We start from the raw sequence: 26,860 nt of genomic DNA, 5'->3' as shown, positions 1-26,860 counted from the left end.
GCTTGCCTACGTTCCGACCCACTGTAGTGCCGTGCCCCCCGGCACCGACCTGTCGTCATTCTGTGCGTCTTACGTACGGCTCCCCGTACATGTTCGAAGGAAAGACGCTCGGCTCTGTCTTGTGGTTGCCGCAAGCGGACGTGAGCGATCTCAAGTGATCGTCGGCAGTGCACTTGTCAGGCACTTTTGCGGGCAGAGCCGACCAATCAAGATCACTTGCCTTCGGGCGGGGGGCGCGTTGTCAGTGGCAGGTGCGAGGATGCGTGCAGTACGTGGAGTACTGGCCGATGTGCTCGTGTGGGGTGGGGATGTCTCGCGCCCTCGCAGAAGGGACCGCTGACGCCGATGCAGATCCGGCTGACCGTCGTAGACCCGCTGGCCCCGCCTGCCCCGGCGCGTGGCCGCGCCGCGAGCTGCGACGTGCTGGTCACGGCCCCCGCGGGCACGGCCCTGGCCGCGGTGGCGTCGGCGCTCGCCTCGGCCGTGTCCGGCGGCGACGGCCCCGTCGTGCTGTACGCGGGCGTGGAGCGCCTCGACGACCGGCGCAGCACACTCGGCGAGCCCCCGCTGATAGACGGCGCGGTGCTGTCCCTGGGCGCCCCGGCGGCACCGGAGCCGCACCCCGAGCTGGACGACGCCCCGACCCAGCTCCATGTGGTCGCCGGCCCCGACGCGGGCGGCGTCCACCTTCTGCACGGCGGCGAGATCCGCATCGGCCGCTCCGCCGACGCCGACGTACCGCTCGACGACCCGGACGTCTCCCGGCTGCACTGCGCGGTCACGGTCGCCGCCGACGGCCGCGTCTCGGTCGCCGACCTCGGCTCCACCAACGGCACGACGCTGGACGGCGCCCGTCTGACCACCCGCCCGGTGCGGTTCGCGCCGGGCGCGCTGCTGCGGATCGGCGAGTCGGCGCTGCGGCTGACTCCGGCCGGCGGACCGGGGGCGCGGGTGCGCACGGAGCCGGACGGGGAGGGGCATGTGCGGGTCCTTGCGGGGGGCGACCGGGAGGCCGACGGCGCCGCGGCCCCCGCGGTGCCTCACGCACGCGTGGCGGACGGCGGCGGCGACCCGGGGCCGCTTTCGGGACACGGCCCGGTCGAGCCGCCCATCGTGCCGGTCCAGGGCCGGGCGCCGCGGATCGAACAGCGCGGTGGATCGCGGCAGCCGCCGCCCCCGGGACCGCGCGGTGGTGACACCCACGGTGCGGGCTTCGGGGTGGGGACGCTCGGCGGGGAGGCGGCCTCGCGTACGTCCCCTTCTACGGCCGCCCCCTCTACGGCCGCCCCCTCTACGGCCGCTTCCTCCCCGGCCGCCTCTTCCCCGGCTGCCTCTTCCACGGCCGCCTCTTCCCCGGCTGCTTCTTCCACGGCCGCCGAGGGCGAGGCGGTCGGCGGCAGCCGCAAGGGCACCCCGCTGCGAGGCACCGACGTGCCGCCGGGCGTGCGCAGGCGGGGCGGGCTCACGGCGTGGGCGCGACGGCTGGCCGGAGGGCGCGGGGAGCAGGACCCGGGCCGGCCCGAGACATACGACGACGACCTGCCGGCCGAGCCCGCGGAGCAGCTTCCGGCGGCGAACGGCCCCCGGCTGCCGGAGGTCTGGCCGAACCCGGCGTCCCTGCTGCTGACGGCCCTGGGCCCCGGGCCCCGGCTGTGGGAGCGCGCACCGAGCCACGCGGAGGCGCTCACGGTACGGCTCGGCACCGCCGACCGGGCGGCGCCCGACGGCTCGGGACTGCTGCCCGCCGTGCCGGTGACCGCGGATCTGCGGGAGGTCGGGGCGCTGGGCCTGGCCGGTCCACGCGAACGGCTCGCCGGGCTGGCGCGCGCGGTGCTGGCCCAACTCGCCGCACTGCACTCGCCCGACGCCCTGGAAGTGGTCCTGCTCAGCGTGGACCGCACCCGTCCGCTGGAGGAGCGCACCGCCGAATGGGCATGGCTGGGCTGGCTCCCGCATGTCCGCCCCGGACACGGCCAGGACTGCCGGCTGCTGCTGGCCTACGACCGCGAACAGGCGACGGCGCGAACAGAGGAGTTGCTGCGGCGTCTGGAGGACATCGCCGCGGAGACGGAGACACCCCCCGCACACGACGGCCGACTTCCCGCCCAGCGTGCCCCGCGCCGGCCCTCCTGGGCGCGGGACGACGAACCGGCCGACGGCGCGGACGGGTTCGCGGGGCCGTACACCGTGGTCGTCGTGGACGGCGATCCCGGGGGTGCCGATCTGCGGGAGGCCGTGGCACGGCTGGCGGCGCAGGGCCCGCGGGCCGGGATCCACGTCGTGTGCCTCGCCGAGACGGCTTCGGCGTCGCCCGCTTCGCCGGTGACGGAGACGTACGAGGCGGCGTGCACGGTGTCGCCGACGTTCCGGGAGTGCGGCGCGGTCGCGCTGCTGAGCGGCGATGTGGCCACGGCGCTGCGGCTGATGCGGGTGGCGCGGGGCGGGGCGGCCGAACCGGACGACGGCACCGTCGCGGACCAGCGGCGCGACGCCGACGCCGCCGCGCACGGCCCCGTCGGACACGGCACGGTCGCCGCCGTGGACGCCGTCTCGCTCGCCTGGGCCGAGCGGTTCGCGCGGGCTCTGGCGCCGTTGCGGACGGAGGGCGGCGTCGGGGAGCGGCACGCGCGTGTGTCGGTGCCGTTGCCCCAGGCGGCGCGGCTGCTCGACGAGTTGGGGCTGGCCCGCGCCACCCCGGCGTCGCTGATGGCGCGCTGGGCCGACGCGGGCGACGACCCGCAGGCCCTCGGCGGCCGGGCGTGTGCGGTGCTCGGGGCCGGGCCGCGCGGGCCGGTCGCCGCGGACCTCGGTGCGGACGGGCCGCATCTGCTGATCGAGGGCCCGCCCGGCAGCGGGCGTACGGAGCTGCTGCGGGCGGTCGTCGCATCGCTCGCGGCGGCCGAGCGCCCGGACCGGCTGGGCGTCGTGCTGGTCGACGGCCGGGACAGCGTCGGTGCGGGCGGCGCGCACGGCGACGGGCTGCGGATGTGCACCGACATACCGCATGTCACCACCCACCTGACCGCCAACGACCCGGTCCGCATGCGGGAGTTCGCCCAGTCGCTCAGCGCCGAGCTCAAGCGCCGGGCCGAGCTGCTCGGGCGGTCCGACTTCGCCGAATGGCACACGGGGCGGGCGCTGTCGGGCCGGATGGTCGCGCAGCGCGCGGCGGCGGCCGGGACCGGGGCCGGGGCCGGGGCCGGTGATCTGTCGGGGGATCTGGACACTCCGCCCAGCTCCACGCTGCGGCTGCGGCCGGGGGCGGGACGTCGGCGGGCCGAGGCGGTGCCGCCGCTGCCCCGCCTGGTCGTGGTCGTGGACGATCTGGACGCCCTGGTCTCCCCCGCGCTGGGATCACCGGGCCGGCCCGCGGCGGGCTCGGTGATACGGGCGCTGGAGGCCGTGGCCCGCGAGGGCGAGCGGCTCGGGGTGCATCTGGTGGCCGCGGCGGGCGTCGGGGGCCGTACGGCGGAGTCGGAGCCGGCGCGGCGGGCGACGTTGCGGGTGACGCTGGACGCGGTGACGGCCGGCCCGGACGAACCGGCGCCGGGGCGGGGACGGCTGGTCCGGGCGGACGGCAGGGTCGTGCCGTTCCAGGGCGGGCGGGTCACCGGGCGCATCCCTCGGACGGCGACGCTGCGGCCGACGGTCGTGCCGTTGGAGTGGCACCGGATGGGCGATCCACCGGCCCGGCGTCAGGTGCGGGAGCTGGGGAACGGGCCGACGGATCTGGCGTTGCTGGCCAGTGCGGTGGAGCGGGCGGCGAGGCAGGTCTCGGCGACCGGGGTGCCGTCCCTCCTGTAGTGCGGGGGACGAAATCAGCCCGTCCGGCGATTGAGGACGAGGCCGTTCAGGCCGATAGCGGGGGTCTGGGGGCTGCAGCCCTCAGCGACGTTCACAGCGGCGCCGGACGCCTGGTCACGAGGCGGTCACGATGTCCCGCTTGACAGCGGACGCGCTCTTGCCGACCCCCAGGCCAAGGCGTAGACCAGATCGCACGGGACAGCGCTCGAACGTTCGACGAGGCACGAAGAACGGGGCAGTGATGCGCAGCACGAGCAGCAAGAACCGGACAAGCAGGGCCGCAAGGACTGCGGCAGCCGTCTTCGCGGGTGCCCTCGCCCTCTCGCTCACCGCCTGCGGTGGCGACGACGACAGCGGCAACGGCAACGAACAGGGCGGATCCGGCAAGGAGACCGCCGGCACGGTCACCCTTCCCAAGCTGGACGGCGAGACCCTCGAGGTCGCCGCCGTATGGACCGGTGCCGAGCAGCAGAACTTCAAGAAGGTCCTCGCGGAGTTCGAGAAGCGCACCGGTGCCAAGGTCACCTTCGTGCCCGCGCAGGACCCGATCATCAACTTCCTCGGTTCGAAGGTCGCCGGCGGCCAGCCGCCGGACATCGCGATGCTTCCGCAGCCCGGCGCCATCAAGCAGGCCGTCGACAAGAAGTGGGCCAAGCCGCTCGGCGCCGACGCGGTGAAGGAGCTTCAGGAGAACTACTCGCAGGGCTGGCAGGACATCGGCAAGGTCGACAACAAGCAGTACGGCGTCTACTACAAGGCCGCCAACAAGTCCCTGATCTGGTACAACAACGCGGTCTTCGAGAACGCGGGGGCCACCGAGCCCAAGACGTGGGACGAGCTGCTCACCACCGCCCAGACGGTCTACGACTCCGGCGTCACGCCGTTCTCGGTGGGCGGTGCCGAGGGCTGGACCCTCACGGACTGGTTCGAGAACATCTATCTCTCCCAGGCGGGTCCGGAGAAGTACGACCAGCTGGCGCGGCACGAGATCAAGTGGACCGACCCGTCCGTGAAGGACGCGCTCACCACGCTCGCCCAGGTGTGGGGCAAGAAGGACTATGTGGCGGGCGGCGCGACCGGCGCGCTGCAGACGGACTTCCCGGCCTCCGTCACTCAGACCTTCACCGGCGGCGACCAGCCGAAGGCCGCCATGGTCTACGAGGGCGACTTCGCGCAGGTCAACATCACACAGGCCAAGGCGGAGGTCGGCACGGACGCGAAGGTGTTCCCGTTCCCGGCAGTCGGTGACACCGCGCCCGTGGTCTCCGGTGGCGACGCGGCCGTGATCCTTCAGGACTCCAAGGCGGCGCAGGCGCTGGCCACGTGGCTCGCCTCCCCGGACGCGGCGACGATCCAGGCGAAGCTCGGCGGCTACCTGTCGCCGAACAAGAACGTGGACAACTCGGCGTATCCGAACGCGGTGCAGCAGAAGATCGCCAAGGCGCTCATCGACTCCGGCGACGACTTCCGCTTCGACATGTCCGACCAGGCCCCGCAGGCCTTCGGCGGCACGCCCGGCAAGGGCGAGTGGAAGGCGCTCCAGGACTTCCTGAAGAACCCGTCGGACGTCGCGGGCACCCAGCGGACGCTGGAGGCCGACGCGGCCGCGGCATACGGAAACTGACGCCATGGCGTCCGCGGAAGCGGCAGGGGGCACCGCGCCCCCTGCCGCACCCAAGTCGCGCAAGAGCGTGACCGGCACCCGCAGGATCGTGGCGGTGCTCTTCCTGCTGCCCGCCCTGGTGCTGCTCGGCGCGCTCGTGGTGTACCCGATCGGGTACTCGGTGATCCGCAGCTTCTACGACCAGTCCGGCGGCTCCTTCGCGGGATTCGACAACTACGAGGCCCTCTTCACGGACGACGGCATCCGCACCGCCCTGAAGAACAACGTCATCTGGGTGGTGTTCGCGCCGACGGTCGCCACCGCGCTCGGTCTGATCTTCGCGGTGCTGACCGAACGGGTGCGCTGGGGCACGGCGTTCAAGCTGGTCGTCTTCATGCCGATGGCGATCTCGATGCTGGCGGCGGGCATCATCTTCCGGCTCGTGTACGACCAGGACCCGGACAAGGGCGTCGCGAACGCGGTGTGGGTGGGCGTCCACGACACCTTCGCGCAGGCGTCCGCGTTCCCCAAGGCGCACCCCGGCCGGGAGTCGCCCCTTCAGGCGGCGCCGGGCGGCGGTTTCATCACCAAGGCCACGGTCAGCGCCGGCACCCCGGTCGCCCTGCCCCTGGTCGGCGTCGCCCCCGACCAGATGCCGGACGGCGCCGAGCGGGCCGTGGCGCCGAAGGCCGAGCCGGACAAGGTCACCGGCACCACCTGGCAGGACTTCACCCGGGGCAAGGGCGTCGGCACGCTCGGCGGGGTCGACGCCTCCGAGCTGGGCTATGCCGGGATGAAGATCGAGGCCGTCAAGGACGGCAAGGTGGTGGCGTCCACGAAGGCCGGCGACGACGGCACGTTCACGCTGCCGGCCGCCGCCGACGGGGCTCAGCTCAGGCTTCCGGCGGACAACTTCAAGGCGCCGTACAACGGCCTGGACTGGCTCGGCCCGTCCCTGGTCACACCGTCCATCATCGGGTCGTACATCTGGATGTGGGCCGGTTTCGCGATGGTGCTGATCGCGGCCGGGCTCGCGGGCATCCCGCGCGATCTGCTGGAGGCCGCCCGGGTCGACGGCGCCAATGAGTGGCAGGTGTTCAGACGGGTCACGGTGCCCCTGCTCGCGCCCGTCCTCGCGGTCGTCACCGTCACCCTGATGATCAACGTGCTGAAGATCTTCGACCTGGTCTTCATCATCGCGCCGGGCTCCTCGCAGGACGACGCGAACGTCCTCGCCCTCGAGCTGTACCGCAAGGGCTTCTCCGAGGACCAGCCGGGCATCGCCAGCGCGATCTCGGTGTTCCTGCTGCTGCTCGTGATCCCGGTGATGTGGTTCAACGTCCGTCGGCTCAGGCGGGAGGTGCGGCGATGAGTGCGGACGCCGGCAGGCTCACCAAGGCGGCGCCCCCGCCGCTCACCGTCGTCAAGGGCGAGCAGTCCCTCGGCGGCCGGCTCGTCTCCTTCGTCAGCGGCGGTCTGGTGCGGGTGTTCCTCATCGTCGTCGGCCTGTTCTGGCTGGTGCCGACGATCGGTCTGCTGCTGTCCTCGCTCCGGCCGCCGGAGGAGATGACCGCGAGCGGCTGGTGGGAGGTCTTCAGCAAGCCGTCCCAACTCACCTTCGAGAGCTACGACAAGCTCCTGGGCAACAGCGACATCACCGACTCGATCGTCAACACCGTGCTGATCACGGTCCCGGCGACGGTCCTCGTGGTCGTCATCGGCTCGCTCGCGGGATACGCGTTCGCGTGGATGGAGTTCCCGGGCCGCGACTGGTGGTTCCTGGGCGTAGTCGGCCTGTTGGTGGTTCCGGTGCAGGTGGCGCTGATCCCGATCGCCGAACTGTTCGGCAACATCGGCATCTTCGGCTCGATGACCGGTGTGATCCTGTTCCACGTCGGCTTCGGGCTGCCGTTCGCGGTGTTCCTGCTGCGGAACTTCTTCGCCGAGATCCCGAGGGAGTTGCTGGAGGCGGCCCGGCTGGACGGCGCCGGTGAACTGCGCCTGTTCTTCCGTGTCGTGATGCCGCTGGGCGGTCCGGCGATCGCCGCGCTCGGCATCTTCCAGTTCCTGTGGGTGTGGAACGACATGCTGGTCGCGCTGATCTTCACGGACGCCGACAGCCAGCCGATCACGGTCGCCCTGCAGACCCAGGTACGCCAGTTCGGCAACAACGTCGACATCCTGGCGCCCGGCGCGTTCATCTCCATGGTGATCCCGCTGGTCGTGTTCTTCGCGTTCCAGCGGCAGTTCGTGTCCGGCGTGATGGCGGGCGCGGTCAAGTAGGCGGGGGCGCACCACGCTTGAGGGGGTGGGCCGTCATCGGCCCACCCCCCTGGTGTCTACTCACGGTCCCTCGTATGCCGTAGGAGCCGTAACCAAGTCACTCCATTGGCCGTTCCCGGGCCGAACGCCCGTACCGATCGATGGATGTCCCTTGCCCAGGTTCAGTGTCATTGTCCCCGTGTACCAGGTGCAGGCGTATCTGCACGAGTGCCTGGAATCGGTGCTCACACAGTCGTACCCCGATCTCGAACTGATCGCCGTCGACGACTGTTCACCGGACGCGTGCGGGGCGATCATCGACGAGTTCGCGGCCCGCGACCCGCGCGTGCACGCGGTGCACCTCGCCGAGAACCAGGGGCTGGGAGCCGCCCGCAACACGGGGATCGCGCAGGCCACTGGCGACTACCTGATCTTCCTGGACAGCGACGACAGCCTCACCCCGGGCGCCCTGCACGCCATCGCCGACCGGCTGAAGGAGACCGGCGATCCGGACGTCCTGGTCTACGACTACGCGCGCGCCTACTGGACCGGCGAGACGGTCCGCAACCAGGCCGCCGCCCGGCTCACCGAGGAGGGCCCGGCGCCCTTCCGTCTCTCGGACCGCCCGGGGCTGCTGCGGATGCTGATGGTCGCCTGGAACAAGGCGTACCGGCGGGACTTCGTCGAGGAGGAGGGCTTCGCCTTCCCGTCCGGCTACTACGAGGACACGCCCTGGACGTACCCGATCCTGATGACGGCGGAGTCGATCGCGACGCTGGACCGGGTGTGCGTGCACTACCGGCAGCGGCGCCGGGGCGGCATCCTCGGCACGGTCAGCCCGCGCCACTTCGATGTCTTCGAGCAGTACGACCGTGTCTTCGCCTACGTCGACCACCACCCCGAACTCGCCGGCTGGCGGCCGCTGTTGTTCCGCCGGATGGTCGACCATCTGCTCGTGGTGTTCGCCCGCCGCGACCGCCTCCCGCGCCGCAGCCGCACCGCGTTCCTGCGCACGGCCCGTACGTACTACCGCCGCTACCGCACCCCCGGCATCCCCGTCCCGGTGCGCGCCCGTCTCCACTGCACGCTGATCCGCCTGGGCCTGCACCGCACCTACCGCGTCCTGCGGCTCACGGCGGCCCTGCTGCGCCGTACCGCCAAGGCCGCCGACCGGCTGCTGAAGTCCCTGCGCTCCGCCGCGCTGCGCCTGCACTACCGCGTCCAGCGCTGGCTGCCGGTGCGCTCCGACCGCGCCGTCTTCGGCGCGCACGGCGTCCGCGGCCAGGGCTGCGCCCCGGGCGCCCTGGAGCAGGCGTTCCGCACCCACGCCCCGCACATCCGCACGGCCTGGATCGCCGACGCCGGGCAGCGGGATCCCGTCCGGTCCGGCACCCGTCGGCTGCGCCCCGGCACGGCCGCCTACTGGACGGCCCTGGCCCGCTCCAAGTACCTCGTGCACAACGCCGGACTCGACCGCCGCCTGGTCAAGCGCCGGGGCCAGGTCGTGGTGCAGACCCAGCAGGGCACCCCGCTCAAGCACATGGGCCTGGACCTGTGCGAACGCCCGGCGGCCGGCGGGGACATGGACGTCGACGACGTCCTCGACGACGTCGACAAGTGGGACTACGTCGTGTCCGCCAACCGCCACTCCACCCTGACCTGGGAGCGGGTGTACCCGGGCGAGTACACGACCCTCGAGTACGGCAGCCCGCGCAACGACGTCTTCCAGCAGGCCACTTCGGCGGACGTGACCCGGATCCGCGAGCGGCTCGGCGTCCCCGAGGGCGCGGTGGTGATCCTCTACGCCCCCACCCACCGCGACTACCGCCGCACCCAGCGCGCCGCCCTCGACCTGCATCGCGTCCTGCGCCGGCTGGGCCCGCGCTACGTCATCCTGGCCCGCGCCCACCATCGGCACGGCGGCCCGCTCGTCGACACCCCGTCCGGCCGGGTCATCGACGTCAGCGACCACCCGAGCGTCGAGTCGCTGTGCCTCGCCTCGGACGCCCTGGTCACCGACTACTCGTCGATCATGTTCGACTACGCCAACCTGGACCGGCCGATCGTGATCCACGCCGATGACTGGGAGGCGTACGAGGCGGCCCGTGGCACCTACTTCGACCTGCGGTCCTTTCCGCCGGGCGCGGTCTCGCGCGGGGAGGACGAGCTGATCGACATCTTCGCCACCGGCCACTGGCGCGGCTCGCGCTCCGCCCAGCTCAGGGCGGCGTTCCGGGAGCGGTTCTGCCCGCACGACGACGGGCGGGCCGCCGAGCGGGTCGTACGCCGGGTGGTGCTGGGCGAGACGGGCAGCCCACCGGTCGTACCGCTCGGCCGGCGCCACCCCGTGCCGTCGCCGGCCGCGTCCCTGACGACCGTGCCCAGCTCACGGCGCCCGTGACCGTCACCGAGAGCCGCTGAACGCTCCGCCGGTTGTGCCGCGATGTGTCGTCCGTTGTCCGCGGCGCCATCGCCCGGACCCGCGTCGTCCGACGGCGTGCGTGGGCTGGTGGGCTGGTGGACTACTCGATGACGAGCTCGACCGGGATGTTGCCGCGGGTGGCGTTGGAGTAGGGGCAGACCTGGTGGGCCTGCTCGACCAGCTTGCGGCCGGTCGCCTCGTCCAGGGTGTCGGGCAGTTCGACCCGGAGGGTGACCGCCAGGGCGAAGCCCTCGCCCTGCTTGCCTATGCCGACCTCGGCGGTGACGGCGGCGTCGGAGACGTCGACCTTGGCCTGGCGGCCGACGAGGCCGAGGGCGCTGCCGAAGCAGGCGGCGTACCCGGCGGCGAAGAGCTGCTCGGGGTTGGTGCCCTGCCCGTTGCCGCCCATCTCCACCGGGATGCTCAGCGGGAGGTCGATCTTGCCGTCGTTGGAGACGGCGCGGCCCTCACGGCCGTGGGTGGCGGTGGCGACAGCGGTGTAGAGCGCGTCCATGGAAATCCATCCCTCTCGTCACGTTCCGGCGGCTCTGTTGGCGGCCGCCGCACGACCACAAGTAGAGCACACAATTCAATTGCACACAACTAAATGGCGGGCAGGAGTTACCCTGGAGCCATGACGACCACGCCCACGGCGGACTGGCTCCGCCTCGACCAGCAGATCTGCTTCTCCCTGAACGCCGCCTCCCGCGCCTTCGGCGGCGTCTACCGCGTGGTCCTGAAGGACCTGGGGCTCACCTACCCGCAGTACCTGGTGATGCTGGTGCTGTGGGAGCACGGCGACCTGCCCGTGAAGAAGCTCGGCGAACATCTGCGCCTGGACTCCGGCACCCTGTCGCCGCTGCTCAAGCGGCTGGAGGCGGCCGGTCTGGTGCGCCGGGAGCGCAGCGCCCGCGACGAGCGCTCGGTGGAGGTGCGGCTCACGGACGAGGGCACCGCGCTGCGCGAGCGGGCCTTGCAGGTGCCGCGCCGGATCGCCGCGGCGACGGGCTTCGACACGGACGCGATCGGCGAACTGCGGGAACGGCTGGACCAGCTCACCGCGGCGCTGGACACGGCGGCGCTGGAGGAGTCGTAGGGGCGGCGGACTCCATCGCCTGCTTCACTGTCACTGGCACCGGCGCTTGCACTGGTGCAGACCACGAAACCACGGGCTCATCGACGAGGGGGCGGCCCACATGACCTGGCTGATCACCGGCGGCGCCGGTTACATCGGAGCGCACGTCGTACGGGCGATGACGGAGGCGGGCGAGCCCGCGGTGGTCTACGACGACCTGTCCACCGGCGTCGCCGAGCGCGTGCCGGACGGTGTCCCGCTGGTCGTGGGCTCGACGCTGGACGGCGACCGGGTGGCCCGCGCCCTCACGGACCACGGCATCACCGGCGTCGTCCACCTCGCGGCGAAGAAGCAGGTCGGCGAGTCCGTCGAGCTGCCGCTGCACTACTACCGGGAGAACGTCGAGGGCCTGCGCGTCCTCCTGGAGGCCGTGACGGCGGCGCAGGTGCGGTCCTTCGTCTTCTCGTCCTCGGCGGCGGTCTACGGCATGCCGGACGTCGACCTCGTCACCGAGGAGACGCCGTGCCTGCCGATGTCGCCGTACGGCGAGACCAAGCTGGCCGGCGAGTGGCTGGTCCGCGCCACCGGCCGGGCCACCGGTCTGTCCACGGCCTCGCTCCGCTACTTCAACGTGGCCGGCGCGGCCACCCCCGAACTCGCCGACACCGGCGTCTTCAACCTCGTCCCCATGGTCTTCGAGAAGCTGACGGACAACGCGCCCCCGCGCGTCTTCGGCGCCGACTACCCGACCCCCGACGGCACCTGCGTCCGCGACTACATCCACGTCGTCGACCTGGCGGAGGCCCACGTGACGGCGGCCCGCGCCCTCCAGACCTCGCCCGGCCACGACCTCACCCTCAACATCGGCCGCGGGGAAGGGGTCTCGGTGCGGGAGATGATCGACCGGATCAACGCCATCACCGGCTACGACCGCCCCCCGACCGTCACCCCCCGCCGCCCCGGCGACCCGGCCCGCGTCGTCGCCTCGGCCGACCGCATCGCGACAGAGCTGGGCTGGAAGGCGCGGTACGGGGTGGACGACATGATCGCGTCGGCCTGGGCGGGCTGGGTGCGACTGCATCCGCAGGCGGCGCGGAGCTGACCGCCTAGCCCTCCTTCCCGCCCCCCACCACCGGCGTCCACTCACGGATCCCCCGCACCTCGACACCGGCCGTCCGGCGGTAGTACGGGTCCTCGTCGAGGACCTTCTCCAGTTCCGGCCGTTCCAGCGCGAAGAGCAGCAACGCGCCGCTGTCGGTGAGGGCCTCGCGGTGGGCCGGGCGGGCGGCGAGGCGTTCGGGGGTCGACGACCATCCGCACGACGCCCGACGGCACGATCGAGATCCCGGCCCCCGAACTCCTCGCCCTGCGCGCCGCACCGAACGACAGCGGCTGACCCGGGGGCCTCGGGCACGAGGGCTACGACCTCGTGCCCCGCCGACGTCGGCCTGCTCAGAGCGCCTTGAGGGCCTGTGCGGTGGCACGGGCCAGGGCGTCCAGGTAGCCCTTGGGCACCTTGGGGCTGCGGATCACCACGGAACGCCAGTACAGAGGGCCCGAGATCAGGTCGAGCGCCAGCTCCTCGTCGATGCCCGCACGCACCTCGCCGCGCTTCTCCGCGGCCATCACGATGCCGCTGGCGACACTCGCCTGCCCGTCCCGCAGCGCCTTCTGCACGGCCTCGGCGATCTCGGGGCTGCGGGCCGCCTCGGCCTGGAGGTCCGGGAGGATCTGCGAGGCCAGGGGGTGGCGCAGGGCGCGCGCGGTCACCTCGTACAGCAACCGCAGGTCCCCTTCCAGAGAGCCGGCGTCCGGGACGGGCAGCCCCATCACCGCCACCGCCGACACCACGTCCAGCACCAGGTGCAGCTTGGAACGCCAGCGCCGGTACACCGCGGTCTTGCCGACGCCCGCGCGGCGCGCGATGCCCTCGATGGACATCCGCGCATAGCCGACGGACGCGAGTTCCTCGAAGACGGCCGCGCGAATGGCCTCCGTCACGTCCTCCCGGAGCACGGCGGCCCCCGCGGGGGCCCGGCGCCGTGGGGGCGTCTGGGGCTGGTCGGCGTTGGTCGTCATGCGGAACAGCATAGGGCGTTACGACGAAACGGTTGCGTTCCGACGGGCAATCGACCTACGCTCACGTTGCGACGATACGGTCCCGTCCCGACGTAAGAAAACGTGAAGAGAAGCGTAAGGAACCGCGAGCCGGCTCTTCCGACCCTCCCTCGCCTCCTGCGACCGACTCCTCCGGCGCCCGCACCCACCCCCCTCCCGAGCGAAAGCAGCGGATGTGACCCAGGCCCTCCACACACCGCCCCAGACGGCCCCCGCCCCACCCGAGGCCCACGACCTCGCGGCCCTCGCCGCCCGGCACGGCCTCACGGTCAGCGGTGCCCGGCCCTCCCTGCCCGAGTACATCCGCCAGCTGTGGGCGCGCCGTCACTTCATCGGCGCCTTCGCCACCGCCAAGCTCACCGCCCAGTACAGCCAGGCCAAGCTCGGCCAGGTCTGGCAGGTGCTGACGCCGTTGCTGAACGCGGCGGTGTACTACTTCATCTTCGGCAAGCTGATGGGCACCAGCCGCGGCGTGCCGGACTACATCCCGTTCCTGGTGACGGGGGTGTTCGTGTGGACGTTCACACAGAGCTCGATCATGGCGGGCACCCGAGCGATCTCCGGCAACCTCGGCCTGGTACGGGCCCTGCACTTCCCGCGGGCCGCGCTGCCGATCTCCTTCGCGCTGCAGCAGCTCCAGCAACTGCTGTTCTCGATGGCGGCCCTGGTCGTGATCCTGCTCTGCTTCGGCATCCCGGTCTCCGCCTCCTGGCTGCTGGCGGTCCCGGCGCTGGTGCTGCAGTTCGCCTTCAACGCGGGCATCGCGATGATCATGGCTCGGATGGGCGCCAAGACCCCGGACATCGCACAGCTCATGCCGTTCGTGCTGCGCACCTGGATGTACACGTCGGGCGTGATGTTCAGCATCAGCCACATGCTGAGCGACAAGAACCTGCCGTCCTGGGTGATCGCGGCCCTGCAGGCCAACCCGGCCGCCGTCTACATCGACCTGATGCGCTTCGCGCTGATCGACAGCTTCCACGGCAGCCAGCTCCCGCCGCACGTTTGGGCGATCGCCACGGGCTGGGCGCTGCTGGCCGGCGTCGGCGGCTTCATCTACTTCTGGAAGGCTGAGGAGACGTACGGCCGTGGCTGACAACACCAGCGAGAACATCCCCACCGTCATCGCCGACGGCGTCGACATCGTCTACCGCGTCAACGGCACCGGGGCCGGCCGCGGTTCCGCCACCGCCGCCCTCAACCGCATCCTGCGCCGCAGGCAGGCCGAGCAGGCGGCGGGCGTACGCAAGGTGCACGCCGTCAAGAAGGTCTCCTTCGTGGCGTACAAGGGCGAGGCGATCGGCCTCATCGGCACCAACGGCTCCGGCAAGTCGACCCTGCTCAAAGCGGTCGCGGGCCTGCTCCCGGTGGAGAACGGCCACATCTACACCGACGGCCAGCCCTCCCTCCTCGGTGTCAACGCGGCCCTGATGAACGACCTCACCGGCGAGCGCAACGTCTTCCTCGGCGGCCTCGCCATGGGCATGTCCCGCGAGCAGGTCAAGGACCGCTACCAGGAGATCGTCGACTTCTCCGGCATCAACGAGAAGGGCGACTTCATCACCCTCCCCATGCGCACCTACTCCTCCGGTATGGCGGCCCGGCTGCGGTTCTCCATCGCCGCGGCCAAGGACCACGACGTCCTGCTCATCGACGAGGCCCTGGCGACGGGCGACCGCGCCTTCCAGAAGCGCTCCGAGGCCCGCATCCGCGAACTGCGCAAGCACGCGGGAACGGTCTTCCTGGTCAGCCACAACAACAAGTCCATCCGCGACACCTGCGAACGCGTCCTGTGGCTGGAGCGCGGCGAACTGCGCATGGACGGCCCGACGGACGAGGTGCTCAAGGAGTACGAGGCGTTCACCGGCGACAAGACACCCAAGCCGAAGCCGAAGGTTCCTTCGTAGGACCACAGCCCCCTGTACGCGAGGGCGCCCCGGACCGTGACGGTCCGGGGCGCCCTCGCGTACATCTGCCTTACGGCGTCACACGCTCACGTGTGTGTCCGCAGCAGCGTGCGCATCGTGCGCATCGCCACCGACAGGTTGGCCAGGTCGAAGGAGTCCGAGGAGCGGATCTCCTCCAGGGTGGTGCGCGCCCGGCCGAGGATCGCGCCGTTCTTGTGCTCCCACACCTTGAAGCGCTGCTCGGGCGTCGCGGTGCCGTTGCCGGCCGCCAGGATGTCCGAGGTCAGGGCCGCGTGGGCGGCGTAGAGGTCCTCACGGATGGAGGCGCGGGCCATGGACTGCCAGCGGTCGGCGCGCGGCAGCTCGATGATGCGGTCCATGAGCTGGGTGATGTGCAGCCGGTCGGCGAGGTCGTAGTAGACCTCGGCGACGTCCATCGGGTCCTTGCCCATACGGTCGGCCACCGAGACGATGTCGAGCGTCGGGAAGGCGGAGGAGAACCCGGCGACCCGCGTGGCGAGTTCGACGGGGACACCGGCGGCCGTCAGCTCCTCGTGGATCTGCTGGTACCAGTCCAGGTCCGCGCCGCGCAGCAGCTTCGGCAGCTCGGACCACACCTGCTCGACCCGGTCGCTGAAGAAGTCGACCGTCTCGGCGAGCTCGAGCGGCTGCTGCCGGTTGTTGAGCAGCCAGCGCGTGCCGCGCTCCACGAGGCGGCGCGAGTGCAGCCGGATCCGGGTCTGCACGGCCGCCTCGACCTTGTTGTCGAGCCCCTCGACCGCGTCCCACACCTCCGCCGAGCGGAAGATCGCGCGGGCCACGGTCTGCGCCCGGACGATCTCCTCCAGGGAGGCCCCGGTCTCCTCGCGCAGCCGGTGCAGATACGTCGTACCGCCCGTGTTGACCGTGTCGTTGACCAGCACGGTCGTGGTGATCTCACGGCGCAGCGGGTGGCTGACGAGGTACTCCGGGAACTGCTCGCGCAGCGCGGTCGGGAAGTACGCGTGCAGCAGCGTGCTCAGGTAGGGGTCGTCCGGCAGCGTGGTGTGCAGCAGCTCGTCGGCGACCGTGATCTTCGTGTACGCCATCAAAACGGCCGTCTCCGGGCCGGTCAGGCCGTGGTCGGCGCCGAGGCGTTCGCGGATCTGGCGGTCGGTGGGCAGGAACTCCAGCGCCCGGTCCAGGTGCCCCTCCCTGACCAGGTGCTTCATGAAGCGCTGCTGGGCGTGGAGCATGGCGCTGGACTGGGCCAGGGCATTGGCGATCGCCGTGTTCTGCGCGTAGTTGTTGCGCAGGACGAGACGGCCGACCTCGTCGGTCATCTCGGCGAGCAGCTTGTTGCGCTGCTTGACGGTCATGTCGCCGTCGGCGACCAGCCCGTTGAGCAGGATCTTGATGTTCACCTCGTGGTCGGAGGTGTCCACGCCCGCGCTGTTGTCGATGGCATCGGTGTTGATCTTCCCGCCGTGCCGCGCGAACTCGATCCGCCCGAGCTGGGTCAGCCCCAGGTTGCCGCCCTCGCCCACGGCCTTGACCCGCAGATCGGCGCCGTCGACGCGGATGGCGTCGTTGGCCTTGTCGCCGACGTCGGCGTGCGACTCGGTGCTCGCCTTGACGTACGTACCGATGCCGCCGTTCCACAGCAGGTCCACCGGCGACTTCAGGATCGCCTTCATCAGCTCGGCCGGGGTCATCTTGGAGACCTTGCCCTCGATGCCCAGGGCCTCGCGGATGTGCGCGTTGACCGGGATGGCCTTGGCGCTGCGCGGGAAGACGCCGCCGCCGGCCGAGAGCAGGGCGGTGTCGTAGTCCTCCCAGCTGGATCGGGGCAGCTCGAAGACGCGGCGGCGCTCGGCGTAGGAGGTGGCCGCGTCGGGGTTGGGGTCGATGAAGATGTGCCGGTGGTCGAAGGCGGCGACCAGGCGGATGTGCTCGCTGAGCAGCATGCCGTTGCCGAACACGTCACCGGACATGTCGCCGATGCCGACGACCGTGAAGTCCTCGCTCTGCGTGTCCACGCCCAGCTCACGGAAGTGCCGCTTGACCGACTCCCAGGCGCCGCGCGCGGTGATGCCCATGCCCTTGTGGTCGTAGCCGGCCGAACCACCGGAGGCGAAGGCGTCGCCGAGCCAGAAGTTGTACGACTGCGCCACCTCGTTGGCGATGTCGGAGAACGTCGCCGTGCCCTTGTCGGCGGCGACCACCAGATAGGTGTCGTCCTCGTCGTGCCGTACGACGTCCGGCGGCGGCACGACGTCGCCGGCGACCATGTTGTCGGTGATGTCGAGCAGCGCCGAGATGAAGGTCTTGTAGCTGCGGATGCCCTCCGCCAGCCACGCGTCCCGGTCCACGGACGGATCCGGCAGCTGCTTGGCGACGAAGCCGCCCTTGGCGCCGACCGGCACGATGACGGTGTTCTTCACCATCTGCGCCTTGACCAGGCCGAGGATCTCGGTACGGAAGTCCTCACGCCGGTCGGACCAGCGCAGACCACCGCGCGCGACCTTGCCGAAGCGCAGGTGCACACCCTCGACACGCGGCGAGTAGACCCAGATCTCGTACGCCGGGCGCGGCGCCGGCAGGTCCGGGATGGCCTGTGGGTCGAACTTCATGGAGACGTAGTCGTGCGGCCTGCCGCCCTCCGCCTCCTGGAAGAAGTTCGTGCGCAGCGTCGCCTTGATGACGGTGAGGAAGGACCTGAGGATCCGGTCCTCGTCGAGGCTCGCCACCTGGTCGAGCGCCGCGTCGACCTCTTCGAGCAGCGCGTCCACGATCTCGCGGCCCGCGCGCTGGCGGTCCGGCGACATCCGCGCCTCGAACAGGGAGACGAGCAGACGCGTGGTGTGGACGTTGTTTCGGAGGGTGTCCTCCATGTAGTCCTGGCTGAAGGTGGACCCGGCCTGGCGCAGGTACTTCGCGTACGCCCGCAGGACCGTCGCCTGCCGCCAGGTGAGCCCGGCGCCCAGCACGAGGGCGTTGAAGCCGTCGTTCTCCGCCTTGCCGGTCCAGGTGGCGGCGAAGGCCTCCGAGAACCGCTCGCGCGCGTCGTCGCCGAGGTACTCACCGGCACCGGCCGACGGGGCCATGCGCAGGCCGAAGTCGTAGATCCAGGCGACGCTGCGGTCCGAGCAGCGCAGCTCGTAGGGCCGCTCGTCGACGACCTCGACGCCGAGCCGGCTGAGGACCGGCAGTACGGCGGACAGGGAGACGGCCGCGCCCTTGCGGTAGATCTTGAAGCGGCGCTCCTCGGGGGCGGCGCCGACCGGCTCGTACAGGCTCAGCGAGAAGTTGTTCTCCTCCGTGAGCTGTTCGATGTGGACCAGGTCGGAGACCGCGGAGCGCGGGGTGTGGTCGGCCTTGTAGCCCTCGGGGAAGGCGTTGGAGTACTTGCGCAGCAGCTCGGCGGCGCGCTCCTCGCCGAGTTCGGCGTTGAGCGCGTCGGCGAAGCCGTCGGCCCAGGAGCGGGCGGCCTCGACGAGACGGGCCTCGATGCGCTCCTTGTCGCTGTCGCTGAGCTGCGGCAGCTCGGTGCCCTGCGGGACGCGGACGACGAAGTGCAGCCGGGACAGGATCGACTCGGTGTTCCAGGCGGTGAAGTCGACGCTGATGCCGTCGAGCTCCTCCTTCAGGATGTCGATGATCCGCAGCCGCACGCCGGTGGTGTAGCGGTCGCGCGGGAGGTAGACGAGGGCGGAGTAGTAGCGGCCGTACTCGTCCTGGCGGAGGTAGAGGCGCAGCCTGCGCCGTTCCTGGAGGTAGAGGACGGAGGTGGCGATCCGCTGCAGCTCCGGGACCGGGGTCTGGAAGAGCTCGTCGCGCGGGTACGTCTCCAGGATCTGCAGCAGGTCGCGCCCGTCGTGGCTGTTGGGCGAGAACCCGGAGACCTGGAGCACCTCGTCCACCTTGCGCCGGATGACGGGCACCCGCCGGACGGACTCGGTGTAGGCGGCGGAGGAGAACAGCCCCAGGAAGCGCCGCTCACCGACGACCTCCCCGTTCTCGTCGAACTTCTTCACCCCGACGTAGTCGAGATACGACGGCCGGTGCACGGTCGCCCGGCTGTTGGCCTTGGTGAGGATGAGGAGCTTGTGCTCGCGGGCCTTGGCCCGGGCGTCGGCGGGCAGCCGCTCGAAGGACGGGCTGACGGGGTGGTTCTCGTCCTCGGCGTGGTGCGGGTCGGAGCGCAGGATGCCCAGGCCGGTGCCCGGCACGGCGGCCAGCGAGTCGTCCTCGCGCAGCTCGTACTCGCGAAAGCCCAGGAAGGTGAAGTGGTCGTCGGCCAGCCAGCGCAGCAGCTCACGGGCCTCCTCGATCTCCTGCTCACGCAGGTCGGAGGTGGGCTCGGCCGGCAGTTCGTCGGCCATGCGCAGGGCCGCGTCCCGCATCTTGCTCCAGTCCTCGACGGCCTCGCGGACATCGGACAGGACGCGCAGCAGCTCGGCGGTGATCTGCTTCAGGTCGCCGCGGTCGGTCTCGCGGTCGAACTCGACGTGGATCCAGGACTCGGTGTGGGTGTCGTGCGACTGCTCGCCGGAGGGCGGCGCGGGGAGCACCTCGATGAGCTTGCCGGTGACGTCGCGGCGGACGATGACCTGGGGGTGGATGACCACATGGATCCCCCGCCCCTGCCGAGTCAGCTCGTTGGTGACGGAATCGACCAGGAAGGGCATGTCGTCGGTGACGACCTCGACGACGGAATGGCTGCACGTCCAGCCGTTCTCTTCCACGGTGGGCGTGTGAACCCGCACGTTGGCCGTGCCCTGGGGACGGTTCTCGGCCAGACGGTAGTGCGAGAAGGCGGCTCCGAAGATGTCGACCGGGTCGCGGTCGGTGAGGTCCTCCGGGGCGGTGTGCAGGTAGTAGCGCTGGAGGAACGAGAGCACGGTGTCGTGGTCCGGGGTGCCGGGGCTGCTCTCGTCCGTGGTCCCAGTCGGTAGATACCCCCCGACCGGGCTGTTCTCAGCTACCCGGGCGGCCCTCTCGAGCAACTCGGCCTTGGCTTCGTCCAGCTTGGTCTGCATTGTCCTCTGGCTCCTGTCGCGCGCCGTTGCGTGACGTTGAAGGAAGTACGGTGTCTTCCCCTCCGGCGTAACGCCGCGACGCGGGGTGTCCGGTCTGCTTCGACGCTATGCCGCGAGGTGGGATGAGCGGGGTCATATGAGCCAATCTTGAGCTGCCCGCAGGGTGTGACGCTGCTCTCTGCGATGCCCGGGCCCAGGGTGCGCATGGCCTCCCGGGAGCCCTTCCGGCCCTCTCCCGCCCACGAAGACCAGCGATCGCCGCCCGGTCACGGATGTGGTCCGTGCTCCTCGGGCGCAGGGCAGGGGCACCGATGCCCCCGCGAACTATCGCGCTGATCACGCCACTAAGGCTATCGCTCCTTACAGGGCCCCCGTCATGAGCCGTATGTGTACAAAACCGGGGGTGGAACTTTGACGTTCTGCACAGGGGCAAAGGGTGCGGGGAGGGCGTAACTGGCAGAGTCGGGTGTGGAGGGAGAGGGTGAGGTGTGGAGCCGAGGTGCACACCCACACCAGGAACAAGCCGAAGGCGGGCCACCGGAAGCCGACCCGTGTCCGAAAACAGGCCATCGGCCGGCAGGCCACGCCCGGAAGCCCACGCCGCCCGGGGCCGACGGCCGACCGGCTCCCGGCACCGACCACCCCGCACGGCCCCTTGGCAATCCCCCCACCCCGAGGCACGTTGTCCAGTAGGCCGGCCCGAAGGAGACGCACACCACGGCCCACAAGAGGAGCGCACCCGACATGACAGCGAAGATCCTCATCGTCACCGGCGACGCCGCGGAGTCCCTGGAGGTCCTCTACCCCTACCAGCGCCTCCGCGAAGAGGGCTACGACGTCCACATCGCGGCCCCCGCCCGCAAAAAGCTCCAGTTCGTCGTCCACGACTTCGAACCCGGCTTCGACACCTACACCGAGAAACCCGGCTACACCTGGCCCGCCGACCTCGCCTTCTCCGAGGTCGACCCCGGCGCCTACGTCGCCATCGTCATCCCCGGCGGCCGAGCCCCCGAGTACCTCCGCAACGATCCCGAACTGCGCAAGATCCTCAAGTCGTTCTTCGACTCCGACAAGCCCGTCGCCCAGATCTGCCACGGCCCTTTGATCACCGCCGCCACCGACGGCCTCCGCGGCCGCCGCGTCACGGCGTACCCCGCCCTGGAACTGGACATGCAGGCGGCCGGCGCCACCTTCCAGGACGCCGAGGCGGTGGTCGACGGCACCCTGGTCTCGTCCCGCGCCTGGCCGGACCACTCGGCGTGGATGAGGGAGTTCCTGACCGTCCTGCGGGCCAAGGCACCGGTTACCTGACAACGGCGAACCACATGGCGCGGCGTACACGGCGCCGCGCCGAGCCGCCCCCCGCTCAGGCCGCCAACCGCTCCGCCTCCGCGACCGCCTCCCCCAGCGTGTCCGCCACCGGCACGCCCACCTCCTCAAGGCTCGCCCGGCTGTGCGACCCCCCGGTGTAGAGCACGGCCCGCGCCCCCACGTGCAACGCCGCCACCGCGTCATCGGCGGCGTCCCCGATCACCACCGTGCGAGACGGATCCACGCTCACCAGCGCCTCGATGTGCCGCACCATGTGCTCGGCCTTGCTGCCCCCGGACGGCCCGGTCCGTCCCTCGACGCGTATGAAGTGCTCCTCGATCCCGAACCCCCGCACCAGCGGCACGAGTTCGTCATGCCCGTACATGCTGAGGATCGACTGACTGCGCCCGGCGGACCGCCACTGCACGAGCAGCTCCGCCACACCGTCGGTCAGCCCGCACCCCACCCGGTGCTCGGTGTAGTACCGATGGAAGGTCTCGTCCATGACGACCCATTCGGCATCCGTCGGCAGCCGCCCCAGCAACCGCTCGTAGAACTTCGGCACCGGAACGCAGTACAGCGCCCGGTACTGCTCCATCGTGATCGGTTCGAGCCCGAGCTCGGCGAACGCCGCGTTCGTGGCCCCGATGATCGCGTCATTGTCGTGGAACAGCGTCCCGTTCCAGTCCCAGACAAGGTGCGTCCCCAACTGCTTCCCCATGCCAAAAACCGTACCCGGCACCACTGACAATCAAGAGAGCAGCAAGTCACAGCGGGTCACAGCGAGTACGTACGGCGCGGCGCCGGGCTCAGCCGCCCAGCCCCACCAGGTTCGGGATCTCCTGCGTGGCGTACCACAGCAGCTCATGGTCCTCGGCCCCGTCCACGACGAACTGCGCGTCGTCGTCCCCGCCGTCCGCCGCCTGAAGCGCCTGCGCGGCAGCCGCCACATCCGCCTCCGCGTCCCCCGCGTCGACATGCACGGCCGCCGCCTTGCCCAGTGCCACGCCCCCGGCGATCCGCACCTCGCCCAGCGCCGAGGGATCCAGCCCCCGGTCGGGGTCGGCGACGGCAGCTCCGTCCGGCACGTCCACGGCGACCACGACCCGCCGCCGCACGGCGTCCGCGTCCGCCGCGAGCAGCCGCAGCGAGGCCAGCGCGGCCCGGTTCAGCGCCGCGTACTCCAACTCCTCGATGTCGTCGGAGAGATACCACTCGCGCAACGCGGGCGTGACGGCGTACGCGACGAGCGACCCGGCCCCCAACTCGCCCGTCTTGTACGCCTCGGCGAGACCGGGGAGGGTCAGGGGGACGTAGACGCGCATGGCTGACCGCTTTCGTGTTCGTGAGACTCGCAAGAACCCGCAGGAGGCGCTCCCGCACCTCCCGGAGGGCCTTCAGGATACGTGCGGTGTCCCCTTTCGAGTCCCCACCACCACCTCCCGCGGCGTCCACTCCGATCCACGGACTCACCCGGTGCGCCCTTGCCGTCACGGCCTCCCGCGCCCGCCGCTCACCCGGATAAGTGAAGATTGCGGCCGCCCCGGCGGGGCCTGAGCTTCCTTGCCGCCGACCCCCATGGCCCCGTACAAGATCACCAACCACGAAGTTACTGCCCGGTATCCCGGGCCCGCCGAACGGGGACCCCATGCACAAGGTCATGACCAGGACGCAGCACCGCCCCGGCACCCGCCCACCGTCCCGCCGCGACTCCCGCCGCCCCGCCGGGACCCCGCCCCGGACCCCTGGCGGCGGCACAGCCCGTACGACGTCCCCGGGAGGCCGCCCTCCGGGCTCCCCGCACACGACGGGCACCCGCGCCCGCACAGGCCCCGCCGACACCCGTCCGCCGACCGCTCCGGCCCCGGTCCGGACGCCGCGCACCCTGCCCATCCCGGCAGCCGAGACCGCCCTCCGCAAGCCCAGGCCCGCCGTCCCTCACCCACGCCCCACCGACGTCTTCGCCGACCGCCTCCTGCTGGTCCTGAGCGGTCAGCGCCCCGTCCACTCGATGCTCCGCCACACCGCGGGCCGCGCCTACGACGAACTCGCCTGGCTGGCCGAGCGCGGCCCCCTGCGCGCCCGCGGCACCCGCCCCGTCGTCCGCGACATCGGCTACTTCGAGCCCCGCCCGGGCGCCATCGAGGCCTTCGCCCGCATCGGCGCCGGCGACCAGCTGCGCGCCATGGCATTCCGTCTGGAACAGGGCGCCGACCTCCGCTGGCGCTGCACGGCGGTGGAACTGGGCGGCCGCCGCAGGCCACACGACGACTGACACGCGCCCCAGGTCACTCAAACGTGAAGGGCCGGGCCCCCGTCACGGAGACCCGGCCCTTTCGTCAACTGGTCCTACTTCTTACGACGCCGCCCACCACGCGCCTGCTTGCGCCGCTCCGCGCGGGTGAGGCCGTCCGCCTCGGAGCGCACCGGCTCGTCGTCGTTGGCGAAGTCGCCCTCGACGATGTCGCCCTCGCCGTCCACCTTGGGCGCGGTGTAGTGCAGCCGGTCCGGACGGCGCGGAGCCTCGAGCCCCTTGGCGCGGATCTCGGGACGCGCGCCCGCCTGCGCCGGCACCGCGTCCTGCTTCTCCAGGTCGGCCACCGGCTTGGTGTCCTCGACCGGGACCTCCTCGACCTGCTGCTCGACCTGGACCTCCAGGTTGAACAGGTAGCCGACGGACTCCTCCTTGATGCCCTCCATCATCGCGGTGAACATGTCGAAGCCCTCGCGCTGGTACTCGACCAGCGGGTCCTTCTGCGCCATCGCGCGCAGGCCGATGCCCTCCTGGAGGTAGTCCATCTCGTAGAGGTGCTCGCGCCACTTGCGGTCCAGGACCGACAGCACGACCCGGCGCTCCAGCTCACGCATGATCTCGGAGCCGAGCTGCTCCTCACGCGCCGCGTACTGCTCGTGGATGTCGTCCTTGATGGACTCGGAGATGAACTCGGCGGTCAGCCCGGCCCGGTCGCCGGCCGCCTCCTCCAGCTCCTCGACGGTCACCTTCACCGGGTAGAGCTGCTTGAACGCGCCCCACAGCCGGTCCAGGTCCCAGTCCTCCGGGAAGCCCTCGGCGGTCTCCGCGCCGACATAGGCGTCGATGGTGTCGTCCATGAAGTGCTGCACCTGCTCGTGCAGGTCCTCGCCCTCCAGGACGCGGCGCCGCTCGCCGTAGATGACCTCACGCTGGCGGTTGAGGACCTCGTCGTACTTCAGGACGTTCTTGCGGGTCTCGAAGTTCTGCTGCTCGACCTGCGACTGGGCGGACGCGATCGCGCGGGTGACCATCTTGTTCTCGATCGGCACGTCGTCCGGGACGTTCGCCATCGCCATCACGCGCTCGACCATCTGGGCCTTGAACAGGCGCATCAGGTCGTCGCCGAGGGACAGGTAGAAGCGGGACTCGCCCGGGTCGCCCTGACGGCCGGAACGACCGCGCAGCTGGTTGTCGATACGACGCGACTCGTGCCTCTCGGTACCGAGGACGTAGAGCCCGCCGAGGCCCGTGACCTCCTCGAACTCCGCCCTGACCGCCTGCTCGGCCTTCTCCAGGGCGGCGGGCAGAGCCGCGGCCCACTCCTCGATGTGCTCCTCGGGGTCGAGGCCGCGCTGGCGCAGCTCCGCCTCGGCGAGGTCCTCGGGGTTGCCGCCGAGCTTGATGTCGGTACCACGGCCGGCCATGTTGGTGGCGACGGTGACGGCGCCCTTGCGGCCGGCCTGGGCGACGATGATCGCCTCACGGTCGTGCTGCTTGGCGTTCAGCACCTCGTGCTGGATGCCGCGCTTGGACAGCTGCTGCGACAGGTACTCGGACTTCTCGACCGACGTCGTACCGACGAGGATCGGCTGGCCCTTCTCGTGCTTCTCGACGATGTCGTCGACGACCGCCTCGAACTTCGCGACCTCGGTGCGGTAGATCAGGTCCGACTGGTCCTTGCGGATCATCGGCTTGTTCGTCGGGATCGGGACCACGCCGAGCTTGTAGATCTGGTGGAACTCGGCGGCCTCGGTCATCGCCGTACCGGTCATGCCGGAGAGGCCGGGGACTTCCTTGCCGTTGTGGTCGTGGCGCTTGTACAGGCGGAAGAAGTTCTGGAGGGTGATCGTGGCGAGGGTCTGGTTCTCGTCCTTGATGTCCACCCCTTCCTTCGCCTCGATCGCCTGGTGCATGCCCTCGTTGTAGCGGCGGCCGGCGAGGATACGGCCGGTGTGCTCGTCGACGATCATGACCTCGCCGTCGATGACGACGTAGTCCTTGTCGAGCTTGAACAGCTCCTTGGCCTTGATGGCGTTGTTCAGGTAACCCACCAGCGGCGTGTTCACCGACTCGTAGAGGTTGTCGATGCCCAGCCAGTCCTCGACCTTGGAGACCCCGGACTCGTGGATGGCGACCGTGCGCTTCTTCTCGTCGACGTCGTAGTCGCCGGTCTCCTCGATGCCCTTGAGCGGGTTGCCCGCCTCACCCCTCTTCAGGCGCGTGACCAGCTTGGCGAAGTCGCCGTACCACTTGGTGGCCTGGTCGGCGGGGCCGGAGATGATCAGCGGCGTACGGGCCTCGTCGACGAGGATGGAGTCGACCTCGTCGACGATGGCGAAGTTGTGGCCGCGCTGGACGAGTTCGTCCTTGGACCACGCCATGTTGTCGCGCAGGTAGTCGAAGCCGAACTCGTTGTTCGTGCCGTACGTGATGTCGCACGCGTACTGCTCACGACGCTGGGCCGGCGTCATGTTGGCGAGGATGCAGCCCACGTTCAGGCCGAGGAACTTGTGGACGCGGCCCATCATCTCGGAGTCGCGCTCGGCCAGGTAGTCGTTGACCGTGATCAGGTGAACACCCTCGCCGGACAGGGCGTTGAGATACGCGGGCAGCGTGCCGACGAGCGTCTTGCCCTCACCGGTCTTCATCTCGGCCACATAGCCGAGATGGAGCGCCGCGCCGCCCATGATCTGGACGTCGTAGTGCCGCTGGCCGAGGACGCGCTTGGCGGCCTCGCGGACCGTGGCGAAGGCCTCGGGCAGCAGATCGTCCAGGGTCTCGCCATCGGCGTACCGCTGCTTGTACTCATCGGTGAGGGCCCGCAGCTCGGCGTCGGAGAGGTCGACGAAGTCCTCTTCGATGGAGTTGACCTGGTCCGCGATGCGGTGCAGCTTGCGCAGGATCTTGCCTTCGCCTGCACGCATGATCTTCGAGAGGACGGACACGGGGGTTGGTCTCCTTGCCGGTCGGGCCTGGGACGGTCGGTTTCCATTTGACTTGACTGAGCAACGGCCATCGTATGCGAGGACCCCGCCGCGCCGGGAGCCTGCCGGGGGCGACGAGCGTCCACTGCTTCAAATCTC

General features: G+C 70.8%; 18 protein-coding genes. 11 read left to right on the top strand and 7 right to left on the bottom strand.

All coding sequences use genetic code 11. The features are described from left to right. Positions 1–345 precede the first annotated feature (345 nt). The 5 genes from IM697_RS06120 to IM697_RS06100 all read left to right on the top strand — a co-directional run bounded on the left by IM697_RS06120 (position 346) and on the right by IM697_RS06100 (position 10,070). Positions 346–3,804, top strand: coding sequence for an FHA domain-containing protein (locus IM697_RS06120; RefSeq protein ID WP_194045438.1), 3,459 nt, complete (start codon positions 346–348; stop codon positions 3,802–3,804). 241 nt (positions 3,805–4,045) lie between these two features. Beyond that, positions 4,046–5,428: an ABC transporter substrate-binding protein gene (locus tag IM697_RS06115; RefSeq protein WP_194045436.1), complete on the top strand. Its 1,383-nt coding sequence runs from the start codon at positions 4,046–4,048 to the stop codon at positions 5,426–5,428. A gap of 4 nt (positions 5,429–5,432) precedes the next feature. Next, on the top strand, positions 5,433–6,779 hold the full coding sequence (locus tag IM697_RS06110; RefSeq protein WP_407699608.1) for a carbohydrate ABC transporter permease: 1,347 nt from the start codon (positions 5,433–5,435) through the stop codon (positions 6,777–6,779). Next, positions 6,776–7,690: a carbohydrate ABC transporter permease gene (locus tag IM697_RS06105; RefSeq protein WP_194045434.1), complete on the top strand. Its 915-nt coding sequence runs from the start codon at positions 6,776–6,778 to the stop codon at positions 7,688–7,690. Before IM697_RS06110 ends, IM697_RS06105 begins: the two co-directional genes overlap by 4 nt. Positions 7,691–7,841: 151 nt before the next feature. Next, positions 7,842–10,070 (top strand): bifunctional glycosyltransferase/CDP-glycerol:glycerophosphate glycerophosphotransferase, encoded by a 2,229-nt coding sequence (locus IM697_RS06100; protein ID WP_194045432.1) that lies wholly within the window; start codon positions 7,842–7,844, stop codon positions 10,068–10,070. Between the two features lie 121 nt (positions 10,071–10,191). Here the strand turns inward: IM697_RS06100 and IM697_RS06095 are convergent, their stop codons facing one another. Next, on the bottom strand, positions 10,192–10,605 hold the full coding sequence (locus IM697_RS06095) for an organic hydroperoxide resistance protein (protein WP_194045431.1): 414 nt from the start codon (positions 10,603–10,605) through the stop codon (positions 10,192–10,194). A gap of 120 nt (positions 10,606–10,725) precedes the next feature. On the opposite strand from IM697_RS06095, the gene IM697_RS06090 reads away from it, so the two are divergent. Both IM697_RS06090 and galE read left to right on the top strand, forming a co-directional pair. Continuing rightward, entirely contained in the window at positions 10,726–11,187 is a 462-nt protein-coding gene (locus IM697_RS06090) for a MarR family winged helix-turn-helix transcriptional regulator (protein WP_194045430.1), read from the top strand. 100 nt (positions 11,188–11,287) lie between these two features. Continuing rightward, positions 11,288–12,268, top strand: a complete 981-nt coding sequence (gene galE / locus IM697_RS06085) for a UDP-glucose 4-epimerase GalE (RefSeq protein WP_194045429.1) — start codon at positions 11,288–11,290, stop codon at positions 12,266–12,268. A 4-nt stretch (positions 12,269–12,272) separates the two neighbouring features. On the opposite strand, the gene IM697_RS06080 is transcribed toward galE, so the two are convergent. Further along, positions 12,273–12,410, bottom strand: a complete 138-nt coding sequence (locus tag IM697_RS06080; RefSeq protein ID WP_228044526.1) for a YciI family protein — start codon at positions 12,408–12,410, stop codon at positions 12,273–12,275. A gap of 208 nt (positions 12,411–12,618) precedes the next feature. After that, positions 12,619–13,257: a TetR/AcrR family transcriptional regulator gene (locus IM697_RS06075; RefSeq protein WP_194045428.1), complete on the bottom strand. Its 639-nt coding sequence runs from the start codon at positions 13,255–13,257 to the stop codon at positions 12,619–12,621. 202 nt (positions 13,258–13,459) lie between these two features. Between IM697_RS06075 and IM697_RS06070 the strand changes: the two genes are divergently transcribed. Then, positions 13,460–14,380, top strand: a complete 921-nt coding sequence (locus IM697_RS06070; RefSeq protein WP_194045427.1) for an ABC transporter permease — start codon at positions 13,460–13,462, stop codon at positions 14,378–14,380. Beyond that, complete coding sequence (locus IM697_RS06065; protein ID WP_194045426.1) at positions 14,373–15,191, top strand: ABC transporter ATP-binding protein; 819 nt, start codon at positions 14,373–14,375, stop codon at positions 15,189–15,191. Before IM697_RS06070 ends, IM697_RS06065 begins: the two co-directional genes overlap by 8 nt. Before the next feature lie 86 nt (positions 15,192–15,277). Here the strand turns inward: IM697_RS06065 and IM697_RS06060 are convergent, their stop codons facing one another. Then, positions 15,278–20,212, bottom strand: coding sequence for an NAD-glutamate dehydrogenase (locus IM697_RS06060; RefSeq protein WP_194045424.1), 4,935 nt, complete (start codon positions 20,210–20,212; stop codon positions 15,278–15,280). A 744-nt stretch (positions 20,213–20,956) separates the two neighbouring features. Here IM697_RS06060 and IM697_RS06055 point away from each other — a divergent pair. After that, complete coding sequence (locus IM697_RS06055; protein ID WP_194045422.1) at positions 20,957–21,523, top strand: DJ-1/PfpI family protein; 567 nt, start codon at positions 20,957–20,959, stop codon at positions 21,521–21,523. 55 nt (positions 21,524–21,578) lie between these two features. Here the strand turns inward: IM697_RS06055 and IM697_RS06050 are convergent, their stop codons facing one another. Together IM697_RS06050 and IM697_RS06045 are read right to left on the bottom strand one after the other, a co-directional pair. Beyond that, on the bottom strand, positions 21,579–22,244 hold the full coding sequence (locus IM697_RS06050; RefSeq protein ID WP_194045420.1) for an HAD family hydrolase: 666 nt from the start codon (positions 22,242–22,244) through the stop codon (positions 21,579–21,581). A gap of 88 nt (positions 22,245–22,332) precedes the next feature. Continuing rightward, entirely contained in the window at positions 22,333–22,848 is a 516-nt protein-coding gene (locus IM697_RS06045) for a DUF6912 family protein (RefSeq protein WP_194045418.1), read from the bottom strand. 323 nt (positions 22,849–23,171) lie between these two features. Between IM697_RS06045 and IM697_RS06040 the strand changes: the two genes are divergently transcribed. Further along, positions 23,172–23,798 carry an Rv3235 family protein gene (locus tag IM697_RS06040; RefSeq protein ID WP_194045416.1) on the top strand — a complete coding sequence of 209 codons (627 nt, stop codon included), beginning with the start codon at positions 23,172–23,174 and terminating at the stop codon, positions 23,796–23,798. A 74-nt stretch (positions 23,799–23,872) separates the two neighbouring features. On the opposite strand, the gene secA is transcribed toward IM697_RS06040, so the two are convergent. Continuing rightward, complete coding sequence (secA, locus tag IM697_RS06035) at positions 23,873–26,722, bottom strand: preprotein translocase subunit SecA (protein ID WP_194045414.1); 2,850 nt, start codon at positions 26,720–26,722, stop codon at positions 23,873–23,875. Positions 26,723–26,860 lie beyond the last annotated feature (138 nt).

Source organism: Streptomyces ferrugineus, assembly GCF_015160855.1.
GTDB lineage: Bacteria > Actinomycetota > Actinomycetes > Streptomycetales > Streptomycetaceae > Streptomyces > Streptomyces ferrugineus.
The sequence above is the reverse complement of the archived record's forward strand: the minus strand, read 5'-3'. Positions and strand labels throughout refer to the sequence as shown.